Here is a 19,593-nt window from a genome sequence, read left to right as displayed (position 1 = left end):
GCATCCAGGAAGTGGCATGCTCAGCCATGGTCGCGACCGGGCGGGTCCTCCCCGGCGACGTCGGACGGGACGGGCAGGCCGAGGTTGACGAACAGGTCGTACGCCTGGCGCCGGTGCTGCGCGGCGCCGCCTCGCTCACCGGCAGCTTGCCGGACAGTGGCGAGACCGCGGTGCGCCTGGGCCTGATGGAGCCGATCGCGGGCGGCGTCGGCGATGTCCAGCGCCTCCCGGTAGCAGCGCTCCGCGTCGTCGCGACTGTCGATGGCAGACAGCGTGTCGCCACGTCGGATGAGCACCATTGCGGTCAGGTTCGGGTCGCCGACCCGCCGGCCCAGGTCGAGCCCCTCGTCGAGGTGCTGTAGCGCCTCGACGGGTCGCCCCTGGCGCAGCCGTAGCAGCCCGAGTTCGCCGAGGCAGGCCGCCTCGTCGTGCTGGTCCGCGTGCTCCCGGCTGAGCTGAAGCGCGTGCTCGAGGTGCCGCCCGGCCGCATCGAGGCGGCCGAGTTCCCGGTAGGTGGCGCCGAGGCCGATGCGGGCGAAGGTTTCCGCGTAGCGGTCGTCGGCGTCCTCACTGACGGCCAGCGAGCGTTCGTAGTGCCGCAACGCGTCGGCGTGGTCGCCGAGCAGGTAGGAGACCTCGGCGATGTTGCCCAGCAGGAACGCCCGATCACGCGGGTCCTCGTCGGTGCACAGGTCCAGGGCCGCCAGGTAGTGCCGTCGCGCCTGGGCGTAGCGGCCGATGCGGTGGTACGCAGTGCCCAGGTTGCCCACGGCGCCGGCCTCGCCGCGCTGGTCGCCGAGTTCCCGCATCAGCTCGATCACCCGCTGGTAGCGGTCGACCGCCCGGGCGGACCGCCCACCGTGGGTGTCGGCGGCCGCCATGCTGTTGAGCATTTCCGCCTCCGCTGTCCGGTCGCCCGCCTCGCGGGCGGCCAGTGCCGCGGCCTGGTGACTCGTCAGCCAGTCGTCAAGGTGTCGGCCGAGCAGGAAATACCGCCACAGGGTGTGCGCGAGATGCCAGCTGTAGGCCGGTTCGCCGGCGGCCACCGCGTACCGTACAGCAGCCACGAGTGTGCCCCGTTCGGTGTCCAGCCAGGCCAGCGCCTCGTCGTAGCTGGCGATGGTGGGCAGCACGAGCGAGCCGGGCGGTGGGGCCGCTGGCAGTCGCCGGCGGTGCGGCGCGACCAGGTCCACCGCGCGCCGGGCAGCAGCGTCGTACCCGGCCAGCAGACGGGCGACGGCGGCGCGACGGGCCGGCGCCGGCTCCTCCGCGCGGCACTGCTCCAGCGCATACACCCGGAGCAAGTCGTGCATCCGGTACCGGGTTGGTGCGGTCTCGGTGACCAGATGGACCCCGGCCAGTGTGGTCAGGAGCCGGCTGGCCTCGGGCCCCGTCAGCCCGGCCAGGTTGGCGGCGGCGGTCGGATCGATCTCGGCGGCCGGGTGGAGGCCGAGGAGCCGGAACATCCGCGCGGCGGCGGGCGGCAGGGCGAGATACGACCAGGAGAACGCCGCCCTGACGGCGGCGGCCGGGTCACCCGCCGCGTCCAGTGTTTCCAGCCGGTGCGCCTCCAGCTCCAGCGCCTTGACCAGGCGGGTCAGCCGGGTGTCCGGATGGCGGCTCATGCGCTCGGCGGCCAGCCGCAGGGCGAGCGGGAGCCCGTCGCAGAGCATCGTCAGCATGGTGGCCGCTGCCGGCTCGGCCTCGACCCGGTCCGCTCCCAGCGTACGGCGCAGCAGGTCGCGACCCTCGGGCGCGGTGAGCGGGGTGAGGATGATGCGGCGTGCCCCGTCCCGGGCCACCAGGCCGGCCAGCTCGTCCCGGCTGGTCACCACGACGGCACACCGGTTCGAGCCGGGCAGCAGCGGCCGGACCTGTTCCGCGGAGCGTACGTTGTCCAGCAGCACGAGCACCGCACGGTCGGCGAGCAGCGTCCGGTACAGGGCGGTACGCTCCGCCAGGTCAGGCGGCACCTCGTCCGCGGGTACGCCGAGGGCGCGTAGCAGTCCGCCGATCACCACCTGCGGGGCGACGGGTTCGTCCCGGTCGTAGCCCCTCAGGTCTGCGAAGAGCTGCCCGTCGGGGAAGTGCCGGGCCGCCGTGTGGGACCAGTGCACGGCCAGCGTGGTCTTGCCGACGCCGGCGGGTCCGACGATCGCGCTCACCGCATGCCCGCCCGTGAGCAGCGTGTGCAGTGCGGTAAGCGCCTCGGCCCGGCCGACGAAGTCCGGCACGGTGGCGGGCAGCTGACGTGGCACGCGGGAAGGGGTCGGGGAACCGGTGGTCGCGGCGGCCGGTGCCGACGGAGGTGTCGGTTCGCCGCCGGCGGAGACCGCGCCGTTGTCCTCGTCCGTCGCGCCCAGCACCTGCCGGAACGTGCGCTGCAGCAGCGGGCCCGGCTCGATGCCGAGCTCGTCGGCGAGCAGGCGGCGAATCTGTTGGTAGGCGTCGACCGCGTCGGCCTTGCGGCCGGCCCGGTCCAGCGCGAGGATCAGCTGGCCCCGCAGCCGCTCGTCGAACGGATGGTCGGCCGCCAGCTGGCTGAGCTCGGCGAGCAGTTGCAGGTGCCGCCCCACCCGCAGGTCGGCGTCGATCCGGTTCAGCAGCGCGGCCAAGCGGCGCTCCTCGAGGGCCGGCCCGAAGGCGGTGGTCAGCTCCTCGGTGGTGCCGGACAGTGCCGGGCCGCGCCACAGCGCCAGGGCCGACCGCAGCTGGCGGGCAGCGAGATCGGCGTCGCCGCCGCGCAGGGCGTCCGCGGCCGATTCGCATTGGGCGTCGAACACGTGCAGGTCGATCTGCTCCGGCGGCGCCCGCAGTTCGTAGCCGGCCGGAGACCGGTGGATCAGGGCCGGGTCGGGCAGCAGGGCCCGCAACGAGGAGACCTGATGCTGCAGCAGTCTCGGCGCGGACGGTGGCGCGTCCTCGGCCCACACCAGCCGGATCAGCCGGTCCGCGGGCACCGGCCGGCCGACATTCAGCGCCAGCACCGCCATCACCGACCGAAGCTTGTGGCCGGTCAATTGGACCTGGCGCCCGTCACGCCAGAACTCCACCGGGCCCAGCAGACGAAACTCCACCAACGTCACATCCTCGCCGCGCTCGACGCGCCGTGTCCACGGATTCGTACACAGAGGACGATAGAACAAGATCGACACACGTTCGCCATCAAGATCGACACTCCTGCCCGGCAGAGTCTGGACCGCCAGTACGAACACCGGAAGGAGAACCGGCAAATGAAGATCGTCAACCGGGTGGGGTACGCCCTCCTCAATCGTCTCGCGCCGAAGGTGACGGCTGAGGCCGCCTGCATCTTCATCTCCAAGTACTCGCCGAACTGCAACGGCATCTGCATCTACTCCTACGACAACTGCCCGTCCAAGACCGCGCCCTGCAACTGGTAACGGGTCGGACCCACGGAGGTGGAGCCATGCGAGTGGTGACCCGGGCGGCCGAACGGCTGCTGTCACTGGTTGCGCCGAGGATGACCGCGGAGGCGGGGTGCATCTCCCTCGGCACGTACTGCCTATGCACGGCGACGTGCGTGAACTACTGCTGCACCACGTACGACAACTGCCCGACGCGCTGCGTGTGCCGGTAACGGCCGGACGCTGCGAACGGTAGGCCGGCGGCCAGGGGCCACCAGGCCGGACGAGTGTCCGGGTGGCTCCTGGCCGTGCCCCGGTCCCCTTCCGTCAACCATTCCAGCAACATGGAGGCGTGGTGTCCGTGACCACGGTCGCGATGACCATCCTGGCGCTCGTCTGCGCCCTCAACCTTCTCCTCCTCCTCGGCGTGATCCAGCGCCTGCGGGAGTACGAGAGCCGTTCGTCCGACCCGAGCCAGCCCGATATGTCGCTGCCGGTCGGAGCAAGGACCGGCGAGTTCACGACCGTGTCCACCACGGGTGTCACCATCTCCGACCGGCTGCTCGACCGGCGGACGGTGGTCGGTGTCTTCTCCCCGACCTGCACGCCTTGCCACCGCCAACTGCCCGGCTTCATCGAATACGCCGGACGCGCGGACTCGGCCATCGCCGTGGTGATGACCGACGGCGACGACCACATGGAGCTGGCCGCCCGGCTCGAGGAGAGCTGCCCGGTGGTCGTCGAGCCGCAGGGCGGCCCGATCACCAAGGCGCTCGGTGTGATCGGCACCCCCGCTCTGCTCGTCCTGGAAGACGGGGTGGTGGTCGCGACAGAGACGGTGGTCGACCGGCTACCCACCGCCGTCCGAGCATGACCGTCGCCGACCGGGGCCGTACGAGCGCCACGCTCGCCGTGGCGGCCGGCCTCGCCTGGCGCGCCGCGCCCGGGGCGCTGACCCTGCTGGCGGTCTGCACGGTCGCGGCCGCGGCGGTCCCGGTCGGCAGCGCGCTGACCGTCAAGCTGCTGTTGGACCGGATCACCGCGGGCGACACCGCGGTGATCGGTCTCGGCCTCGGGCTCTGCGTGCTCGGCCTCGCGCTGGCCGCCCTGCCCGCACTGTCCAGCTATCTACGTTCGGAGCTGGCGCGGGCCACCGGACTCACGGCCACCGACCGGCTCTACTCGGCGCTGAACCGGCTGCCCGGCCTCGCCCGGTTCGAGGACCCGGCGTTCGTCGACCGGCTGCGGATGGCGACCCAGTCCAGCGGCACCCCGGTGCAGGTAGTCGACGGCGCCCTCGGCCTGGGCGGAAGCCTGCTCACCGTCGGTGGGTTCCTCACCACGCTGCTGGCCATCAGTCCCGTCATGGCCGCCGTCATCACCGCAGGGGCGGTCCCGGCCCTCCTGGCCGAGTTGGCGCTGGCCCGGCGCACCGCCGCGATGCTGTGGCAGATCGGGCCGGCGCAACGGCGCGAGTTCTTCTACGCCGACCTCATGGCCAACATCGAGGCGGCCAAGGAGGTCCGGCTGTTCGGGCTCGGCGGCTTCTTCCGGGCCCGGATGCTGGCGGAGCGGCGGCAGGCCAACGACAAGCAACGCCGGCTGGACCGCCGCAACATGCTCATCCAGGTGTCGCTCGGCGTACTGTCGGCGGCCATCACCGGTGGCGGCATCATCTGGGTGGTCAGCGGCGTACGGGGCGGCACGATCAGCGTGGGCGACGTGGCGATGTTCGTGGCCGCAGCGGCCGGCGTCCAGGCCGGCAACGCGGCGCTAGTCAACCAGATCGCGTCGACCCACCGGCAACTTCTACTGTTCCGGCACTTCCGCGACATCGAGGCGACCCGCTCCGACCTGCCCCTGCGCCCACACCCGGTCACCCTGGCCCCGTTGCGCTCCGGCATCGAGTTCCGGGACGTCTGGTTCCGGTACAGCCCCAGCCACCCGTGGGTGCTACGTGGCGTCAACCTGACGATCCCGTACGGGCAGACGGTCGGGCTGGTCGGGCACAACGGCTCCGGCAAGAGCACGCTGGTGAAGCTTCTGTGTCGCTTCTACGATCCGCAGCGCGGGAGCGTGCGCTGGGACGGCGTCGACCTACGCGATCTCGACCCGGCGGAGCTGCGGAACCGGATCAGCGCACTGTTCCAGGATTTCATGACCTACGACCTGTCCGCCGGCGAGAACGTCGGACTCGGCGACCTCCGCCTGCTGCAGGACGAGCCCAGCGTGCGCCGAGCCGCCTACGGCGCCGGGATCCACGACGACCTCATGTCCCTGCCAAAGGGCTATGACACCCTGCTGACCAGGGTCTTCTTCGACACCGACGCGGACGACGAGGCGACCGGCGTCGTGCTGTCGGGCGGGCAGTGGCAGCGGGTGGCGCTCGCCCGGGCGATCCTGCGCGGCGAACGCGACCTGCTGATCATGGACGAGCCCAGCGCCAGCCTCGACCCGGAGGCGGAGTTCGACATCCACCGCCGAGTCAAGGCGCACCGGGCCGGGCGGACCAGCCTGCTGATCTCCCACCGGCTGGGCGGGCTCCGGGACGCGGACCAACTCGCCGTCCTCGCCGACGGCTGCGTCGCGGAGTTGGGACGGCACGACGAACTGATGGCCCGCGACGGCCTCTACGCCCGCCTGTTCACGATGCAGGCGGAAGGCTACCGCAGCGACCTGAATCCGGAGGTACGGGCATGACCTGGGTCTTGGCCAGCACACTGATCGCCGTACTCGGCGCCGGCTCGTTGTTCATCCGGCGGCGGCTGATCATCACTGAGGTGTCCGGGCCCAGCATGTCACCGAACTATCAGGACGGCGACCGGCTGCTGGCCCTGCGGCGTCTGGCGCGATCCCCGCTCGCGCCGGGGCAAGTAGTGGTCTTCCGCAACCCACGCCCGGTCGGCGTACCCGGCTCGTCAGCTAGCCCGTGGCTGATCAAGAGAGTCGTGGCGGTGGCCGGTGATCAGGTACCCCACACCGTTCCGGCCACCGGCGTCGCGCTGGTCCCCCCGGGGCACGTCGTGGTCCTCGGCGACAACCCGGACCAGAGCCTGGACTCCCGGCACCTGGGTTTCATCCCGACCGGCAACGTCGTGGCGACGGTACTGCGCCGGTTTGGCGGTCGGCCATGACGGACGCGGCGACGCGGGCGGACACGACGGAGACGATCTGCCGAATCTGGCGTGACCTGCTCGCCATCCGGGTTTCCCCGGAAGACGACTTCTTCGACCTGGGCGGCTATTCGCTGCTGGTCCCCACCGTGGTCGACGAGGCACGGCGGAAGGGGTTGCCGCTGACGTCCGGGGACGTCTTCACGTACCGGACGCCCGCCGCGCTGGCGGCGGCGCTGGAAGGGGCGCACGCGGAGGGCGCTGCGCGAACGGTCCACACCACCCCGGATTTCGGCACGGTGTGGCGCGGCAGCCGCCCCGCCACCGAGCCCGGCCAGGGTGGCGGGCTGGTGCAGCTGGCCGACGGCTCCGGCACGCCGATCTTCTGCTTCCACTGGGATCTGGGCAACATCCGGTTCATGCGCGGCCTGGTCGACGCGTTCCGGTGCGGCCGTCCGGTCTTCGGCACCGAGGCGCGGGGGCTGTGGGACCGGCACCGTCCACCCCTGTCCGTCGTGGACGCGGCCCGCCATCACCTGACCCAGATCCGGGCGGTGTGCCCGAGCGGGCCGTACCTGTTCCTCGGCCTGTGCACCGGCGGGCGGATCGCCTACGAGGCCGCCCGGCAACTCGGCGCGGACGGCGTACCGGTCGCGGCGCTCGTCCTGGTGAACACGAGGGCACCCGGCCAACCGGAGCTCGACCCCGGCTGGGGGCTGCGCGAGCGGTACGACTTCCGGCTTGACGTGCTGCGCAACTGGTTCGCGATGCCCGACCTGGGCGCGACGCACCAGCGGCTGGTCGAACGAATGGCGGCCGAGGCCTGGCTCGATGAGGGGATGGTTCCGGCGGACCTGTACTGGCGTCAGGTGGTGTGGGCCATGGAGTCCTTCGCTCAGGACCACTATCCCCCGCTTCGTTTCGATGGCGCGCTCACCCTCGTCCAGTCCGCCGAGCATCGGCTGGACGAGCAGTGGCACGCCATCGCCGCCTCGGTCACCAGCCGCACCGCCGCGGCAGCCGGCACTCTGCCGCTGCTGCGCGACAAGTCGGTGGCCGCCATCCTGCGCAAGGAGTTCACCCGTGTCCCCGACTGAACCGCGACCCGCCCTGGCCACCTTCGCCTCGCTGCCCCAACTGTTCCGGGCAGTGGTCGCCGACCGCGGCGATGCCCTGGCTGTCGTCGACGGACGTCGGCGGCTCAGCTACGCCGACCTCGACGCGGCCTCCGACCGGCTGGCCGCACAACTGTGTGCGGACGGCGTTCAGCCCGGCGAATTCGTCGGGATCATGCTGCCCCGGTCGGCCGACGTCGTCATCGCGATCCTCGGGGTCCTCAAGTCCGGCGCGGCGTACCTGCCGATCGATCCGGTGCAGCCGCCGGACCGGATTCGCCATCTGCTCGCCGACGCCCAGGTCCGCCGTCTGGTGACGGACGAGTCCCCGCCGACCGGCTGCGAGGTGCGGATCGTCTCGCCGCGAGCGGCAGGTACGGCGCGGATCCCCGCCGACTGGCCGAGCGTTCGGCCGAGCGATCCCGCCTATCTCATCTACACATCCGGCTCCACCGGCGCTCCGAAGGGCTGCGTGGTGTCACACGACAACCTCCTCTCGCTGCTGCCCGCCGCGCTGTCCCTGATCAGCGTCGACGCGACCGACCGGTGGGCGTTGTTCCACTCGTCCGGCTTCGACGTCTCCGTCTGGGAGTTGTGGGGATGCCTCGCCACCGGGGCCACCGCCGTGGTGGTTCCGTTGGAGGTGGCACGCTCGGCACCGGACCTACTCCAGTTGCTCTCCGACGCCCGGATCACCGTGCTCTGCCAGGTCCCGTCGGCCTTCCGCGCACTGGCCCACAGCACAGCGCGGGACCGTGGCAACACGCTCACCCTTCGCCAGCTCATCCTCGCCGGAGAGAGCGTAGAACTGGACGTGGTCCGGGACTTCCTCCACCGCCTGCCCGGGCCGGCGCCGGTTGTCCTGAACATGTACGGGCCAACCGAGACGACCGTCTACGCCACGGGCCGGGTCCTCACCCGGGATGACCTTTCCGGGTCGGTGCGGTCACCCATCGGCACCGAACTTCCCGGCGTCCGCGCGGAGATCCGGGATCCGCACGGCCGCGCCGTGCCGCTCGGCTCGGTCGGCGAGCTGTGGCTCACGGGCCCGACCGTGACCAGGGGGTACCTCGACCGGCCCGACCTCACCGCCGAACGCTTCGTGGTCGACGAGGACGACCCGACGGTCCGCTACTACCGGACGGGCGACCTGGTCCGCCGGCTGCCCGACGGCGCGCTGGAATATCTCGGCCGCAACGACCGACAGCTCAAACTACGCGGCTACCGCGTCGAACCGGGCGAGATCGAGGCTGTGCTGCGCGCCGCCAGAGAGGTCCGGGAGGCGGCGGTGGTGCTCACCACCACGCCGGGCGGCGCCCAACTGTTGGTCGCCTTCGTCGTCCCGAACGGCCCCGCGGCGCCGGATCTGGCGGCACGGCTTCGCCGACACGGCGGGTCCCTCCTGCCTCCGTACATGGTGCCCGCGCGCTACCGACCGGTCGCGCGACTGCCACTCACCACCTCCGGCAAGGTTGATCGGACGAAACTGGAACGGCTGGCCAGGACCGACGCCGAGGCTGCTGTCGTTTAGCTGGGCAACCAGCGGAAGGTCACATGATGCTGTATCTCGCCATCGGCTGCCGGTCCCTGCTTGCCGCGGTGTTCGCCGTCGCGGTCGCCGGAAAGCTGCGAAACCGGCAGGCCTTCGTGGAGTTCGTGCGGTCGATACAGCGGATGGCGGTCGTCGCACCGTCGCTGACCCGCCTGGCGGCGATCATCTCCGTCGGCGCCGAGATCGTCGTGGCGCTGTTGCTGGTGATCCCGGCGCCGGGTCCCGGGACGGCCGGTTTCCTACTCGCGGCCGGGCTGCTCGTGGGCTTCACCGTTGTGATCGTCGGGTCGATGCGACACGGAAACACCGCCCCATGCCGATGCTTCGGCCGCTCGGAGATCCCGTTGGGGCGCCGCCACGTGCTGCGTAACGCGCTGCTCGTCGCGGTGGCGGCAGCCGGTCTGCTCGCCTCGCTGCCCGGCGGAGCCGTCGATGCAGGGCCGGCGGTGGTCGCCGCCGTGACCGGGGGCGCACTGGGTGCCCTGGTGACAGCGCTCGACGACATCGTCTATCTCCTCGCTCCGGCACCGCGGGACAGCGGGCAACGGCGGAACGGCGCGCGATGACGGACCACCGGCTGCTGGTGGGCGCCGTCGACCGGCGGCGGTCGTTCGAGCAGATCGTGGAGTTGGTCGCCCGGGTGACCGGCGCGGCGGTCCGAGAGGTGCCCGGCGAGCGCCAGTCGGTGGTTGGCACGCTTCCCACCGGCTACGTCCGGGTGCTGCGCCAACCCGACGACAGGCAGCGGCAGGCCAGCGGTCCATACGTGGTCGATCTTGAGCTGGAGGATCCGTCGCGGGAGCCGGAGCTGATGAACGAGATCTTCACCGCCCTCGTCGCCGACGGCTACCCGGTGGTCCTGGTGGCCGAGGGGCGGCAGAACCCAGGTTGACTGGTTGACGGCGCCTCCGACCCATCGTCGCACGGGACGGTCAGCGGCTTGCGCGGCACGCCGGCCAGCCACCCCACCCGGCGCGGGTAACGGAATCGACGCCGGCCCTCGGGATGGGGCGCCGCTGGGAGTACTCTCCCGGCGGAGAGGAACGCGATGATCAGTCGTCGAAAGTTGATCGCCACCGGTCTGGGTGTCACGGCCGGCCTGGTGACGGCAGGTTGCAATCAGAAGACGTCGCCGTCCGGCGCGGCGTGGTCGCAGCCCGGTGCGGCCGCGGCGAACGCGCCGGCGGACGAGGTTCGGGTGACCGTCACGCCGGCCGCCGATGCCACCAAGGTGTCACCGCTCGAGCAGGTCGTCGTGGCGGCCGAGGGCGGCACCCTCAAGGACGTCTCGGTGGCCACCGGCGGCAAGACCGTCGCCGGCAAGCTGGGCGACGACCACACCTGGCGTTCGACCGGCAAGCTGGCCTACGGCAAGACCTACACGGTCACCGTGTCGGTGGCCGACCCGGCCGGCGCGCTGACCGAGCACCGGAGCAGCTTCAGCACCCTCAAGCCGTCCGGGGTCGCTTCCGCCACGTTCCAGGCCAACGCGCTGGCCGCCCTCCAGGCCGGCGGCACGTACGGGGTCGGCCAGCCGGTCATGGTGCACTTCAGCAGGCCGGTCAAGAACCGCACCGAGGCCGAGAAGGCGATGCTGGTGCAGACCACGCCGGCCGTCGAGGGACGGTGGCGCTGGATCGACAGCCGCAACGCGCACTGGCGGCCGGCGAAGTACTGGACGCCCGGCACGAAGATCTCGGTGAAGGTCAACCTCTTCGGCCAGGACCTCGGCCAGGGCGTCTACGGCGGCACCAACGTCAGCACGAACTTCACCATCGGCCCGTCCCGCATCGCCATCGCCGACGCCAGGAGCCACCGGATGAAGGTCTACCTCGACGGCAAGCTGGTGCGGGACATCCCGATCAGCATGGGCAAGGGCGGCACCACCACGGGCGCGAACGGGGAGACCATCAGCTACTGGACGCGGTCCGGCCCGCACGTGGTGATGACCCGCGAGCCCTCGCACCGGATGACCTCGGCCAGCTACGGGGTCACCGACCCCAAGAACCCCGACTATTACGACGAGGTCATCCAGCTCTGCCTGCGGATCTCGTACTCCGGCGAGTTCGTCCACATGGCGGACTGGAACGTCGGTGCTCAGGGCAGCCAGAACACCTCGCACGGCTGCATCAACGTCGGGCCGGCCCACGCCCGCTGGTTCTACGACACGTTCCGGCTCGGTGACGTGGTCGACGTGCGTAACACCCCGCGAGCGATGGCGCTCACCGACGGGGTGGGCGACTGGACCATCCCGTGGGACAAATGGTGACCAGCGGGGCAAGCGGTCGGAGGGCGCAGCAGAGCGACCGGTTCGGCGACCCGGCCCCGGCTGGTCACGAGGCCGGTGGTTGTGGAGGGAGTTCGCCACTCATGCACGTCGGTTGAACGTGGCCACCCAGTTGACCTCCCAGCTCGCACCCCCGTCGACGGAGAACGCCTGCTCCCAGCGGGGGTGCGCAGTATCGACCTGGGACCACTGGTAGCGCACCCGGATCGGGGTCCCCTGCCAGGTGTCGTCGCACTCGAAGGTGCCGACCCCGTCGTCGAACCGACCGACGACCGGCACGTCCAGCTGGCCGCCGCTGGCCTTGGAAGCCCACCAGATCCGCCACACCCGCTCCTGCGGGCTGTACAACCGCAGGGTGACGCCCTCCAGGTCGCGCTCCGGCGCGCGGAGCACGTCGAAGACGCCGGTGCCGTCGAGCAGCACCTGGCAGTCCAGGGTCGCGTCGAACTCGTACCACTCGTCGCACCCCGCCAGCACCTTGACCAGCCGGCGTTGGCGGCTGTCCCACTGGCCGGCCAGGAAGTCGAAATCGGTGTTCGTCATGCCGGGCACGCTAGGCCCGCACCACTGACACGGTGTGTCAGTGGCTTTGCGGGGCCGCGCCGACATCAAGCCGGGGCGGGCGTCCCGGGCTCCGGTCGGCCCGGCCGGATACCGTACCCACGGCGCGGGGTTGCCCCGCGCCGTGCCGTCGAGCGGTGAGGAGGGCCGGATGCGCCTGCACGTCGGGTGCGCGATGTGGACGCACAAGTCCTGGCAGGGACGCTTTCTGGCGCACCCACTGGCGGCGAACGAGCGGCTGCGCGCGTACGCCGGCTGGTGCACCGCGGTCGAGGGGAACACCACCTTCTACGCGACGCCGGCGCGGGAGACGGTGGCGTCGTGGGCGCGGCAGACCGACCGTGATTTCCGGTTCGTGCTCAAGCTGCCGAAGGCCGTCACGCACGAACGCCGGCTCACGGGTGCCGAGGACGAGCTACGGGTTTTCCTGAACGCGATCGAGCCCCTCGGCCCGCGGGCCCACGCCCTGTGGATCCAGTTGCCGGGCTCGTTCGGCCCCGCCGGCGTACCCGAGCTCGCCCGCTTCCTGCGTGGGCTGCCCACCGACCACCGGTACGCCGTGGAGGTCCGCCACCCCGCGTTCTTCGACGACCCCCGGGCGGTGCGCACGCTCGAGGAGACGCTCGACCGCGTCGGCGCGGAGTGGATTCCCTTCGACACCACCGCCTTCTTCCGTATCCCACCGACCAGTGACGCGGAACGGGAGGCGTGGACCCGCAAGCCGCGTACACCGCTGCGCACCAGGGCGTTGACCGATCGGCCGATCGTCCGGTACCTGGGCCGGGACGACCCCGCGCGGACGGTCGAGGGCTGGCAGCCGTGGCTCGACGTGGTGACCGGCTGGCTGCGCGAGGGCCGCTCGCCGACCGTGTTCGTGCACACGCCGGACAACGCCGACGCGCCCGACCTCGCCCGCCAGTTCCACGACGAGGTCCGGGCCCGGCTGCCCGGGGTCGAGCCGCTGCCCGAGCCGACGCCGGTCGGGCCGTCGACGCTGTTCTGACCAGCCGAAAATCGGGTGACCGGGGGCCGTGGGCCCGGTTAGCTTCCCCGGCATGCAACCACTCGAGGAGAAGGACATCCGGCGGTCCTTCGTCAACTGCAGCAAGGGCGAGGCGAGCCGGATCCGGATGCCCGCGGGCTTCGCGGAGGGCACCATTCCCTGGGCCGATCTGGACTTCCTCGGCTGGACAGACCCGGGCGCCCCGCTGCGGGCGCTGCTGGTCCTGCCGGGTGAGGACGGGCCGACGGGCGTGGTGCTACGGCGGCCCGAGGCGTACAAGTCGAGCACGCTGCGGTCGAGCATGTGCCGGATCTGTCTGACCGATCACACGGCGTCGGGGGTGGCGTTGTTCGTCGCGCCCCTGGCCGGGGCGGCCGGGCGGAACGGCAACACGATCGGTGAGTACCTCTGCGCCGACCTGGCCTGCTCGCTCTACCTGCGGGGCAAGCGGCAGCCGAAGATGCGGCTGGTCCGCCGGGAGGAGACGCTGACCCTGCAGGAGCGGATCGATCGGGCGATGGTCAACCTGGTCGCCTTCATCAACCGGGTCGTCGCGGGCTGACCCCCGATCAGTCACGGTGGAACGTGCGGTTGACCCGGCAGCGGGAGGAGACGCTCAACTGATGACGCAGGCAACGAGTGGCGGCACAAGACGTGGGCCCGCCGGCCGCACGAGCTGCGGCTACTCGCCTTAGCCGCCTTCGAGGAGCATGATTCACCGTAGGCGACCATCGCCCGGGGCTGATCACGTTCTCCGTCGAGGACGGCCACGCGCGGCAGCTGACCACGTCGACTTTCACGGTGGACGGAGGTGTTGGTGGTGACGCAGCCCGACTCCCGGCGCGACGCCCACCGCACCGGCCGGTTCGTGGTCGCGTGGCGCGCCGCGGCGCCGTACCGGCCGTTGATGGTGTTGATGCTGGTCAGCTCGACGGCGTCGTTCGCAGCGCTCGGCGTCCTGTCGTTGTTCGCCCGGGACGAGCTGGGCGCCTCGGACACCATGGTGACGCTCAACTTTGTCGTCGTCGCGCTGGCCGGCATGGCGGTGCTGCTCGCCACGGGCCACGTCTCCGATCTCGGCGGCGTCCGACGACTGCTCATCCTGGCGGGCCTCGCCTGGTTGAGCATCGGCTACGCGGTCCTGGCGAGCGTGCGGACGTACCCGGCGATGCTCGCCGTCGGGGTCGTCTTCTTCTGCGCGGTCGGCGTGCCCAATGCGCAGCTGATGGCCTACGCGCGTGACCTCGTCGAACGCCGGGACGACACCGCCACCTCCACCGCCGTGATCGCCATGATGCGCGTCGTGTTGTCCATCGGTTCGTTCACCGGGTTCGCCCTCGGCGGTCTCGGCCTGGCCTACCTCGGGGCACGTCCGCTCTTCCGGGTCGTGGCCGTCGTCTGCCTCGGCTGTCTGGCGCTGTCGTGGTACCTGCTGCGCGGGCACGTCACGGGTGCCTCCGCAGCACCGCACCCGCATCGGAGCACCGATGAGCAGCGCGACGCCCAGCCGAGGACGGTCGGCGGTCAGTGGCTGCTGCTGGTCCTCGTGGTCGTGATGGTGCTGTTCACCAGCGGACGTGTCATGCTGCTGTCCCAGTTGCCGATCCTGGTGACCGTGTCCCTGCACGCCCCGCTGCAGATGACAGGAATCGTGCTCGCGCTGCCACCGCTGTGCGAGCTGGTCCTCATGCCGGCGGCGGCATTCGCGGCGCTGCGCTGGGGCCGCGGCAAGGTGTTCCTGGTGGGCGGCGCCGCGAGCGTGGTCTACTACGGCGGCCTCGTCGTGGTCGCCACGCCTGGGCAGCTGATGCTGCTGCAGGTCGGCTACGCGGTGTTCGGCGCCGCCACGATCGTTGCCGGCATCGACCTGGCCCAGCGGTTGATGTCCGGTCACGCCGGCAGGGCCACGTCGGTATATCTCAGTCACGAGAACGTGGCGACCGTCAACGGGAGTCTCGTGGCGACGTTGTCGGTTGCCACGCTGGGGCACCAGGTCGGCTTCGTCGTCCCGGGAGCGCTGTGTCTGATCGCGCTCGCCCTCGCCACGTGGGCGTTCGTCCGGTACCCGGACACCTTCGACCTGCGCCGCGGCCGACCGCGCGAACCGCGACCCCGGATACCCGCCGCTACGGCCTGAGTGCCGGCGGACGTCGTCCTGTGCCGGGTGGCCTCGCGAGGCGGTGTCACGGTTCGATGAGGCCGGCCCGGATGGCGTAGCGGGTGAGTTCGAGCCGGTCGCGGAGCCCGAGCTTCTGCAGGATGTTGGACCGGTGCCGTTCGACGGTCTTGACGCTGAGGAACAGCAGGTCGGCGATCTGTTTGCTGCTGTGCCCCTCGGCGACGAGCTTGAGGACCTCCTCCTCCCGGTCGGTGATCCGCCGCGCGGTGACGGTGTCGGGGTTGCTGCCCTGTCCGAGGTAGTCGCGGATGAGGGTGGTGACGGCCCCCGGGTAGAGAAACGGCTCGTCGCGCATGGCTGCCCGGCAGGCGTCGATGAGGTCGCGGTCAGCCGCCGACTTGAGCACGTAGCCGGCGGCGCCGACGCGGAGGGCCTCGAAGAAGTACTGCTCGTTGTCGTACATCGTCAGCATCAGGATGCGCAGGTCGGGCAGTGCGCGGGACATCTGCCGGGCGGCTTGCAGACCGGTCAGCCGGGGCATGGCGATGTCCAGGATGGCCAGGTCCGGGGCCGCGGTGCGGGCCAGCTCGACGGCTTCGGCACCATCGGCGGCTTCGGCGACGACGGTGAGGTCGGGTTCGTTGTCGAGGATGAGTCGCACGCCGCGGCGTACCAGACCGTGGTCGTCGGCGAGCAGGATGCGGGTGGGTCCGGGCATGGTCAGCTGGTCTCGTTTCGCGTCGGTACCCGGAGGCACACGTCGGTGCCGCCGGTCGGGTCCGGGCCGATCGTGAGGTCGGCGCCGATGAGCAGCGCCCGTTCCCGCATGCCGCGGATGCCGGCGCCCTCGTGGGCGGTCGCGATCCCGTGGCCGTCGTCGCGGATTCGCAGCTCGACGCCGCCGGCGGTGCGCTGCAGGATCAGGTGCGCCGTGCGGGCCCCCGAGTGCCGGACGACGTTGGTGAGCCCCTCCTGGGCGGTCCGGTAGAGGACCAGTTCGACCTGGTCGTCGAGCTCCGGGAGGTCCCCGGCGAGGTGCCGGTGCACGGCCAGCCCGGCGGTGGTGTATTCCGTGGTGAGGGCCTTGAGCGCGCTGGCCAGGCCGAGTTCGTCGAGGACGCCGGGGCGCAGCCGGCGGGCGATGCGACGGATCTCGTCGAGGCTGTTGCGGGTGGTCTCCTGCACCTGGTGCAGCTCGTCGCGGACAGGTGGTGGTGCGTGGTCGGCGACGCGCTTGAGGTCCAGCAGCACGGCGGTCAGCGTCTGGCCGATCTCGTCATGCAGTTCCCGGGCGACGCGCCGCCGTTCGGCCTCCTGGGCGGAGAGCGCACGCGCCGCGCTGGTGGCGCGTTCGGCCTCCAGCCGGTCGAGCATGGCGTTGAAGGTGCGGATCAGGTCGGCGATTCCGGCCTGGCCGGTGACCGGCAGCCGGTGCCCGGGACGCAGCAGGTCGATCGTCCGCATGGTGCGGGTGACCCGCTCCAGCGGTGCCAGTCCGACGCGCAGCAGCAGCGCATTGGCCACCAGCATGGCGGCGAGGCCGCCGGCCAGGACCGCCACCTCGGTGAGCACGACGGGGGTCGACACGGTGATCGGGCCGAGCAACAGCAGGACCGTGGCGACCACGAGTACCGCCGCGTTGAGCAGGAAGATCCGCCAGAACAGCGACAGTGACACGTCTGCCGCCTCCTCTCCGGTGCGCTCCGCGTCCTTTCTAACAGCGTCCCGGGACCCGGGCGGTTGGTCGGCCCGGAACCGCGGCGCCCGTCCAGCCTCGCCCAGCAGCGGGTGGGTCGGCATCGGGGCGGACACCCATGTTTCCGCCCAGGCCAGGGGACGACGCCGGGCACGTGGGAGGTCGCCGGCGGGAATGGGGGTCGGCACCGATGCGGGGTGCCGGGCTGCCGCGCCATCCTGGGGGTGGTCGCCGGGTGAGCATCGCGGCCCGCACCGGCGGCCGCCGGCCCTTGGCACGGACGCGCGGCGCGATCACCGCCGCGCCGAGTTGATGGGAACGAAACGATGACCATGGAACGAATCGCACTGCCCGGGGTCGGTATCGGGTGGGCCACCACCACCCGCGCCGGGCAGCGGCTCGGTGTCGTCTGCCACCTCACCGGCCAGCGTGACCTCGTCGTCTACGACCCCGACGACGCCGAGCGGGCGCTCAGCACGGTCGTCCTCGACCCGGACGAGGCGCGCTGGGTCGCCGACGTGCTGGACACGACGGTCACCGTCGACCACCTGACGGAGCTGGAACGGCAGGTCGACGGGGTGGCGGCGGTCCGACTGCGCCTGCCGGCCGGGTCCCCGTACGTCGGCCGGCCGCTGGGCGACACGCGGGCACGTACCCGTACCGGCGCGTCGATCGTCGCCGTCGTTCGCGGCGATCAGGTCATCGCCGCGCCGGCGCCGGACTTCGTCCTGCGCCCCGACGACACGCTCGTCGCCGTCGCCGACCAACGCCGGGTGGCCGCCCTCGCCGATCTGCTCGCTGGCGGTCCCGGGGCCGACCGCTGAGGGTGGTCGAGGCGACACCGGGTTGACCGGCGGGATCGTGGCGTCGCTCTCCGCGTGCTGCGGCGGAGGTCACCCCGCTCATACCAGCGGGTACGCTCCGGACTGCGGCAGACTGCGCGGCCGGCGCTTCAGCGTCGATGCCGCCACCGATCAGCTCCGGCCGGCTGAGCCAAGCCCGGGCCGGGGCGGTCGCGCATGCCGTCTGCTCGGACCATCCGCCGGCTAGGGAGAGTAACCGGGTGAGCCCCCAGACGACGTTGTTGTTCGTGCTCGCCGCCGTCGCGGTCATCGTCGGCGTGCGGTGGGTGGCGTCGCGCACGGGCCTGCCGGCGGCGGCGCTCCTGCCGCTCATCGGCATCGCGTACGCGCTGCTCCCGGGGCCCAACATCAGCCTTGATCCCAACCTCGTGCTCACGGTCGTGCTGCCGCCGCTGCTCTACAGCGCGGCGCTGGACTCTTCGCTGCTGGGCATCCGCCGCAACCTTCGCATCGTGGTCAGTTTGTCCGTGGTGCTGGTGCTGCTCACCGCCCTACTGGCGGGAGTCGGTTTCCACCTCTTCGTCGCCGGGGCGACGCTGGCCGCCGGGATCGCGGTCGGCGCCGCGATCGCGCCGCCCGACCCGGTGGCCGCGCTGGCGGTCGGCCGCCGGGTCAACCTGCCGCCGAAGCTGGTCACGATCATCCAGGGCGAAGGGCTGCTGAACGACGCCACCGCGCTCACGATCCTCAAGGTCGCCGTCGCCGCCGCCGTGGGCGGTGGCTTCTCGTTTCCGTCCGCTGTCGGCCAGTTCATGTTGGCGGCGGTGGGCGGGGTCGCGGTGGGCGCTGTCGTCGCGTGGGGCGTGCGGCTGGCCCGACCGCTCACCTCGGATCCGTTGCTGTCCAACGCGATCTCGCTGGCGACGCCGTTCGTGGCCTACCTGGTGGGCGAGGAGCTTCATGTCTCCGGCGTGCTCGCCGTGGTGATCGCCGGGCTGATCGTCGGCCACCACACGCCCCGGCTCGTCTCCGGCGCCACCCGGCTGCAGACCAGCGCGGTGTGGCGGCTGGTCGACTTCCTCCTTGAGGGCTTCGTCTTCCTCCTGATCGGGCAGCAGTTGCCCACGGTGGTCCGAGGCCTGCACGAGTACGAGACCTCCACGGTCGTCATCGCGGTCGCCGTGTCGGTCGGCGTGGTGCTGCTCCTGCGCCCCGCGTGGCTGGTGCTGATCCAGGTGCTCCCCCGGTCGCTGCACACCCGCCTCGGCGGCACCTCCGACGAGGACGACACCGACGAGCCCGGCAGCAGTCGCGAGGCCGCGCGGGCGGAGCGCAACGCGCGTCGACTGACCGGCCGCGAGGTCGCGGCGCTGAGCTGGTCCGGAACCCGCGGCGTGATCAGTCTCGCCGCGATCTTCACCCTGCCGCTGACCACCGACAGCGGGGTGCCCTTCCCCGACCGTAACCTCCTGCTGTTCTGCACCTTCGTGGTCGTTCTCGTGACCCTGGTCGGGCAGGGCCTGACGTTCGCGCCGCTCGTCCGGGCGCTGGGCCTGCGTGCCAACGAGAACGACCAGGCCCGGGTACGCAACGAGGCCCGCTCCGCGGCCGTCGAGGCGGCCCTCGCCCGCCTCGACGAGGTCGCCGCCGACGAGCCGGACCTGGCAGCGGCCGTCAACGTCACCCGCGGGCAGCTGCAGACCCGCCTGGCCCGCTATCGGGGTCGCCTCGACCTACTGCAGAGCGCCGAATCAGCCGAGGTGCCCACCTCACCCGAGTACGAGGCGGCGCTGCGTATCCGGCGGGCCGCGATCGAGGCCCAACGGGAGGAGCTGCTGCGCTGGCGCGACGCCGGCCGGCTGCCCGACGAGGGGCTCCGCGTCCTGGAACGCGAACTCGATCACGAGGAGCTGCTACTCCCGAAGCGCGGCCGCCGCTGACCGGCGATCCAGCGAGAGGACCCTGACGAGGTTGCCGGT

At 71.6% G+C, this 19,593-nt stretch carries 18 protein-coding genes; 14 read left to right on the top strand and 4 right to left on the bottom strand.

Going from position 1 to position 19,593, the window contains the following annotated elements; all coding sequences use genetic code 11:
* Nucleotides 1-20 precede the first annotated feature (20 nt).
* Complete coding sequence (locus ACGF4F_RS23915) at nucleotides 21-3,077, bottom strand: BTAD domain-containing putative transcriptional regulator (protein WP_393080382.1); 3,057 nt, start codon at nucleotides 3,075-3,077, stop codon at nucleotides 21-23.
* A gap of 156 nt (nucleotides 3,078-3,233) precedes the next feature.
* On the opposite strand from ACGF4F_RS23915, the gene ACGF4F_RS23910 reads away from it, so the two are divergent.
* The 9 genes from ACGF4F_RS23910 (at nucleotide 3,234) to ACGF4F_RS23870 (ending at nucleotide 11,414) form a co-directional block, all read left to right on the top strand.
* Nucleotides 3,234-3,401, top strand: a complete 168-nt coding sequence (locus ACGF4F_RS23910; protein WP_357440472.1) for a hypothetical protein — start codon at nucleotides 3,234-3,236, stop codon at nucleotides 3,399-3,401.
* A gap of 319 nt (nucleotides 3,402-3,720) precedes the next feature.
* Complete coding sequence (locus ACGF4F_RS23905) at nucleotides 3,721-4,239, top strand: redoxin family protein (protein WP_357440477.1); 519 nt, start codon at nucleotides 3,721-3,723, stop codon at nucleotides 4,237-4,239.
* Entirely contained in the window at nucleotides 4,236-6,065 is a 1,830-nt protein-coding gene (locus tag ACGF4F_RS23900) for an ABC transporter ATP-binding protein (protein ID WP_357440480.1), read from the top strand. Before ACGF4F_RS23905 ends, ACGF4F_RS23900 begins: the two co-directional genes overlap by 4 nt.
* Entirely contained in the window at nucleotides 6,062-6,499 is a 438-nt protein-coding gene (locus ACGF4F_RS23895) for a S26 family signal peptidase (RefSeq protein WP_357440482.1), read from the top strand. Before ACGF4F_RS23900 ends, ACGF4F_RS23895 begins: the two co-directional genes overlap by 4 nt.
* Nucleotides 6,496-7,575 (top strand): thioesterase domain-containing protein, encoded by a 1,080-nt coding sequence (locus ACGF4F_RS23890; RefSeq protein ID WP_357440487.1) that lies wholly within the window; start codon nucleotides 6,496-6,498, stop codon nucleotides 7,573-7,575. The genes ACGF4F_RS23895 and ACGF4F_RS23890 overlap by 4 nt, the downstream gene beginning before the upstream one ends.
* The gene (locus tag ACGF4F_RS23885; RefSeq protein WP_357440490.1) at nucleotides 7,562-9,124 is read left to right on the top strand and encodes an amino acid adenylation domain-containing protein; all 1,563 of its coding nucleotides are present in this window, start codon (nucleotides 7,562-7,564) and stop codon (nucleotides 9,122-9,124) included. The genes ACGF4F_RS23890 and ACGF4F_RS23885 overlap by 14 nt, the downstream gene beginning before the upstream one ends.
* Before the next feature lie 26 nt (nucleotides 9,125-9,150).
* Entirely contained in the window at nucleotides 9,151-9,711 is a 561-nt protein-coding gene (locus ACGF4F_RS23880) for a MauE/DoxX family redox-associated membrane protein (RefSeq protein WP_357440492.1), read from the top strand.
* Nucleotides 9,708-10,037: a hypothetical protein gene (locus tag ACGF4F_RS23875; RefSeq protein WP_357440495.1), complete on the top strand. Its 330-nt coding sequence runs from the start codon at nucleotides 9,708-9,710 to the stop codon at nucleotides 10,035-10,037. The genes ACGF4F_RS23880 and ACGF4F_RS23875 overlap by 4 nt, the downstream gene beginning before the upstream one ends.
* Nucleotides 10,038-10,193: 156 nt before the next feature.
* Complete coding sequence (locus ACGF4F_RS23870) at nucleotides 10,194-11,414, top strand: Ig-like domain-containing protein (RefSeq protein WP_357440497.1); 1,221 nt, start codon at nucleotides 10,194-10,196, stop codon at nucleotides 11,412-11,414.
* Nucleotides 11,415-11,513: 99 nt separating this feature from the next.
* Here ACGF4F_RS23870 and ACGF4F_RS23865 read toward each other — a convergent pair whose 3' ends face one another.
* Nucleotides 11,514-11,975 carry a hypothetical protein gene (locus tag ACGF4F_RS23865; RefSeq protein ID WP_357440500.1) on the bottom strand — a complete coding sequence of 154 codons (462 nt, stop codon included), beginning with the start codon at nucleotides 11,973-11,975 and terminating at the stop codon, nucleotides 11,514-11,516.
* A 193-nt stretch (nucleotides 11,976-12,168) separates the two neighbouring features.
* Between ACGF4F_RS23865 and ACGF4F_RS23860 the strand changes: the two genes are divergently transcribed.
* From ACGF4F_RS23860 to ACGF4F_RS23850, 3 genes are all read left to right on the top strand, one after another.
* Nucleotides 12,169-12,996, top strand: a complete 828-nt coding sequence (locus ACGF4F_RS23860) for a DUF72 domain-containing protein (protein ID WP_357440706.1) — start codon at nucleotides 12,169-12,171, stop codon at nucleotides 12,994-12,996.
* Between the two features lie 52 nt (nucleotides 12,997-13,048).
* Complete coding sequence (locus tag ACGF4F_RS23855) at nucleotides 13,049-13,558, top strand: FBP domain-containing protein (protein WP_357440502.1); 510 nt, start codon at nucleotides 13,049-13,051, stop codon at nucleotides 13,556-13,558.
* Nucleotides 13,559-13,816: 258 nt separating this feature from the next.
* Entirely contained in the window at nucleotides 13,817-15,133 is a 1,317-nt protein-coding gene (locus ACGF4F_RS23850) for an MFS transporter (RefSeq protein WP_393080372.1), read from the top strand.
* 46 nt (nucleotides 15,134-15,179) lie between these two features.
* Here the strand turns inward: ACGF4F_RS23850 and ACGF4F_RS23845 are convergent, their stop codons facing one another.
* Complete coding sequence (locus tag ACGF4F_RS23845) at nucleotides 15,180-15,833, bottom strand: response regulator transcription factor (RefSeq protein WP_357440508.1); 654 nt, start codon at nucleotides 15,831-15,833, stop codon at nucleotides 15,180-15,182.
* 2 nt (nucleotides 15,834-15,835) lie between these two features.
* A complete protein-coding gene (locus ACGF4F_RS23840) occupies nucleotides 15,836-16,792 on the bottom strand; it encodes a HAMP domain-containing sensor histidine kinase (protein ID WP_393080367.1) in 957 nt (318 codons plus the stop codon).
* Nucleotides 16,793-17,137: 345 nt separating this feature from the next.
* Between ACGF4F_RS23840 and ACGF4F_RS23835 the strand changes: the two genes are divergently transcribed.
* Both ACGF4F_RS23835 and ACGF4F_RS23830 read left to right on the top strand, forming a co-directional pair.
* On the top strand, nucleotides 17,138-17,635 hold the full coding sequence (locus ACGF4F_RS23835; RefSeq protein ID WP_357440513.1) for a TrkA C-terminal domain-containing protein: 498 nt from the start codon (nucleotides 17,138-17,140) through the stop codon (nucleotides 17,633-17,635).
* 239 nt (nucleotides 17,636-17,874) lie between these two features.
* Complete coding sequence (locus tag ACGF4F_RS23830; RefSeq protein ID WP_357440515.1) at nucleotides 17,875-19,554, top strand: Na+/H+ antiporter; 1,680 nt, start codon at nucleotides 17,875-17,877, stop codon at nucleotides 19,552-19,554.
* Nucleotides 19,555-19,593: the final 39 nt, after the last annotated feature.

Origin of the sequence: Micromonospora sp. NPDC047740, from assembly GCF_043204735.1 — a bacterium.
Classification (GTDB): Bacteria; Actinomycetota; Actinomycetes; order Mycobacteriales; family Micromonosporaceae; genus Micromonospora.
Note: the sequence above shows the minus strand (reverse complement) of the source record. Positions and strands in the feature narration are given on the sequence as shown.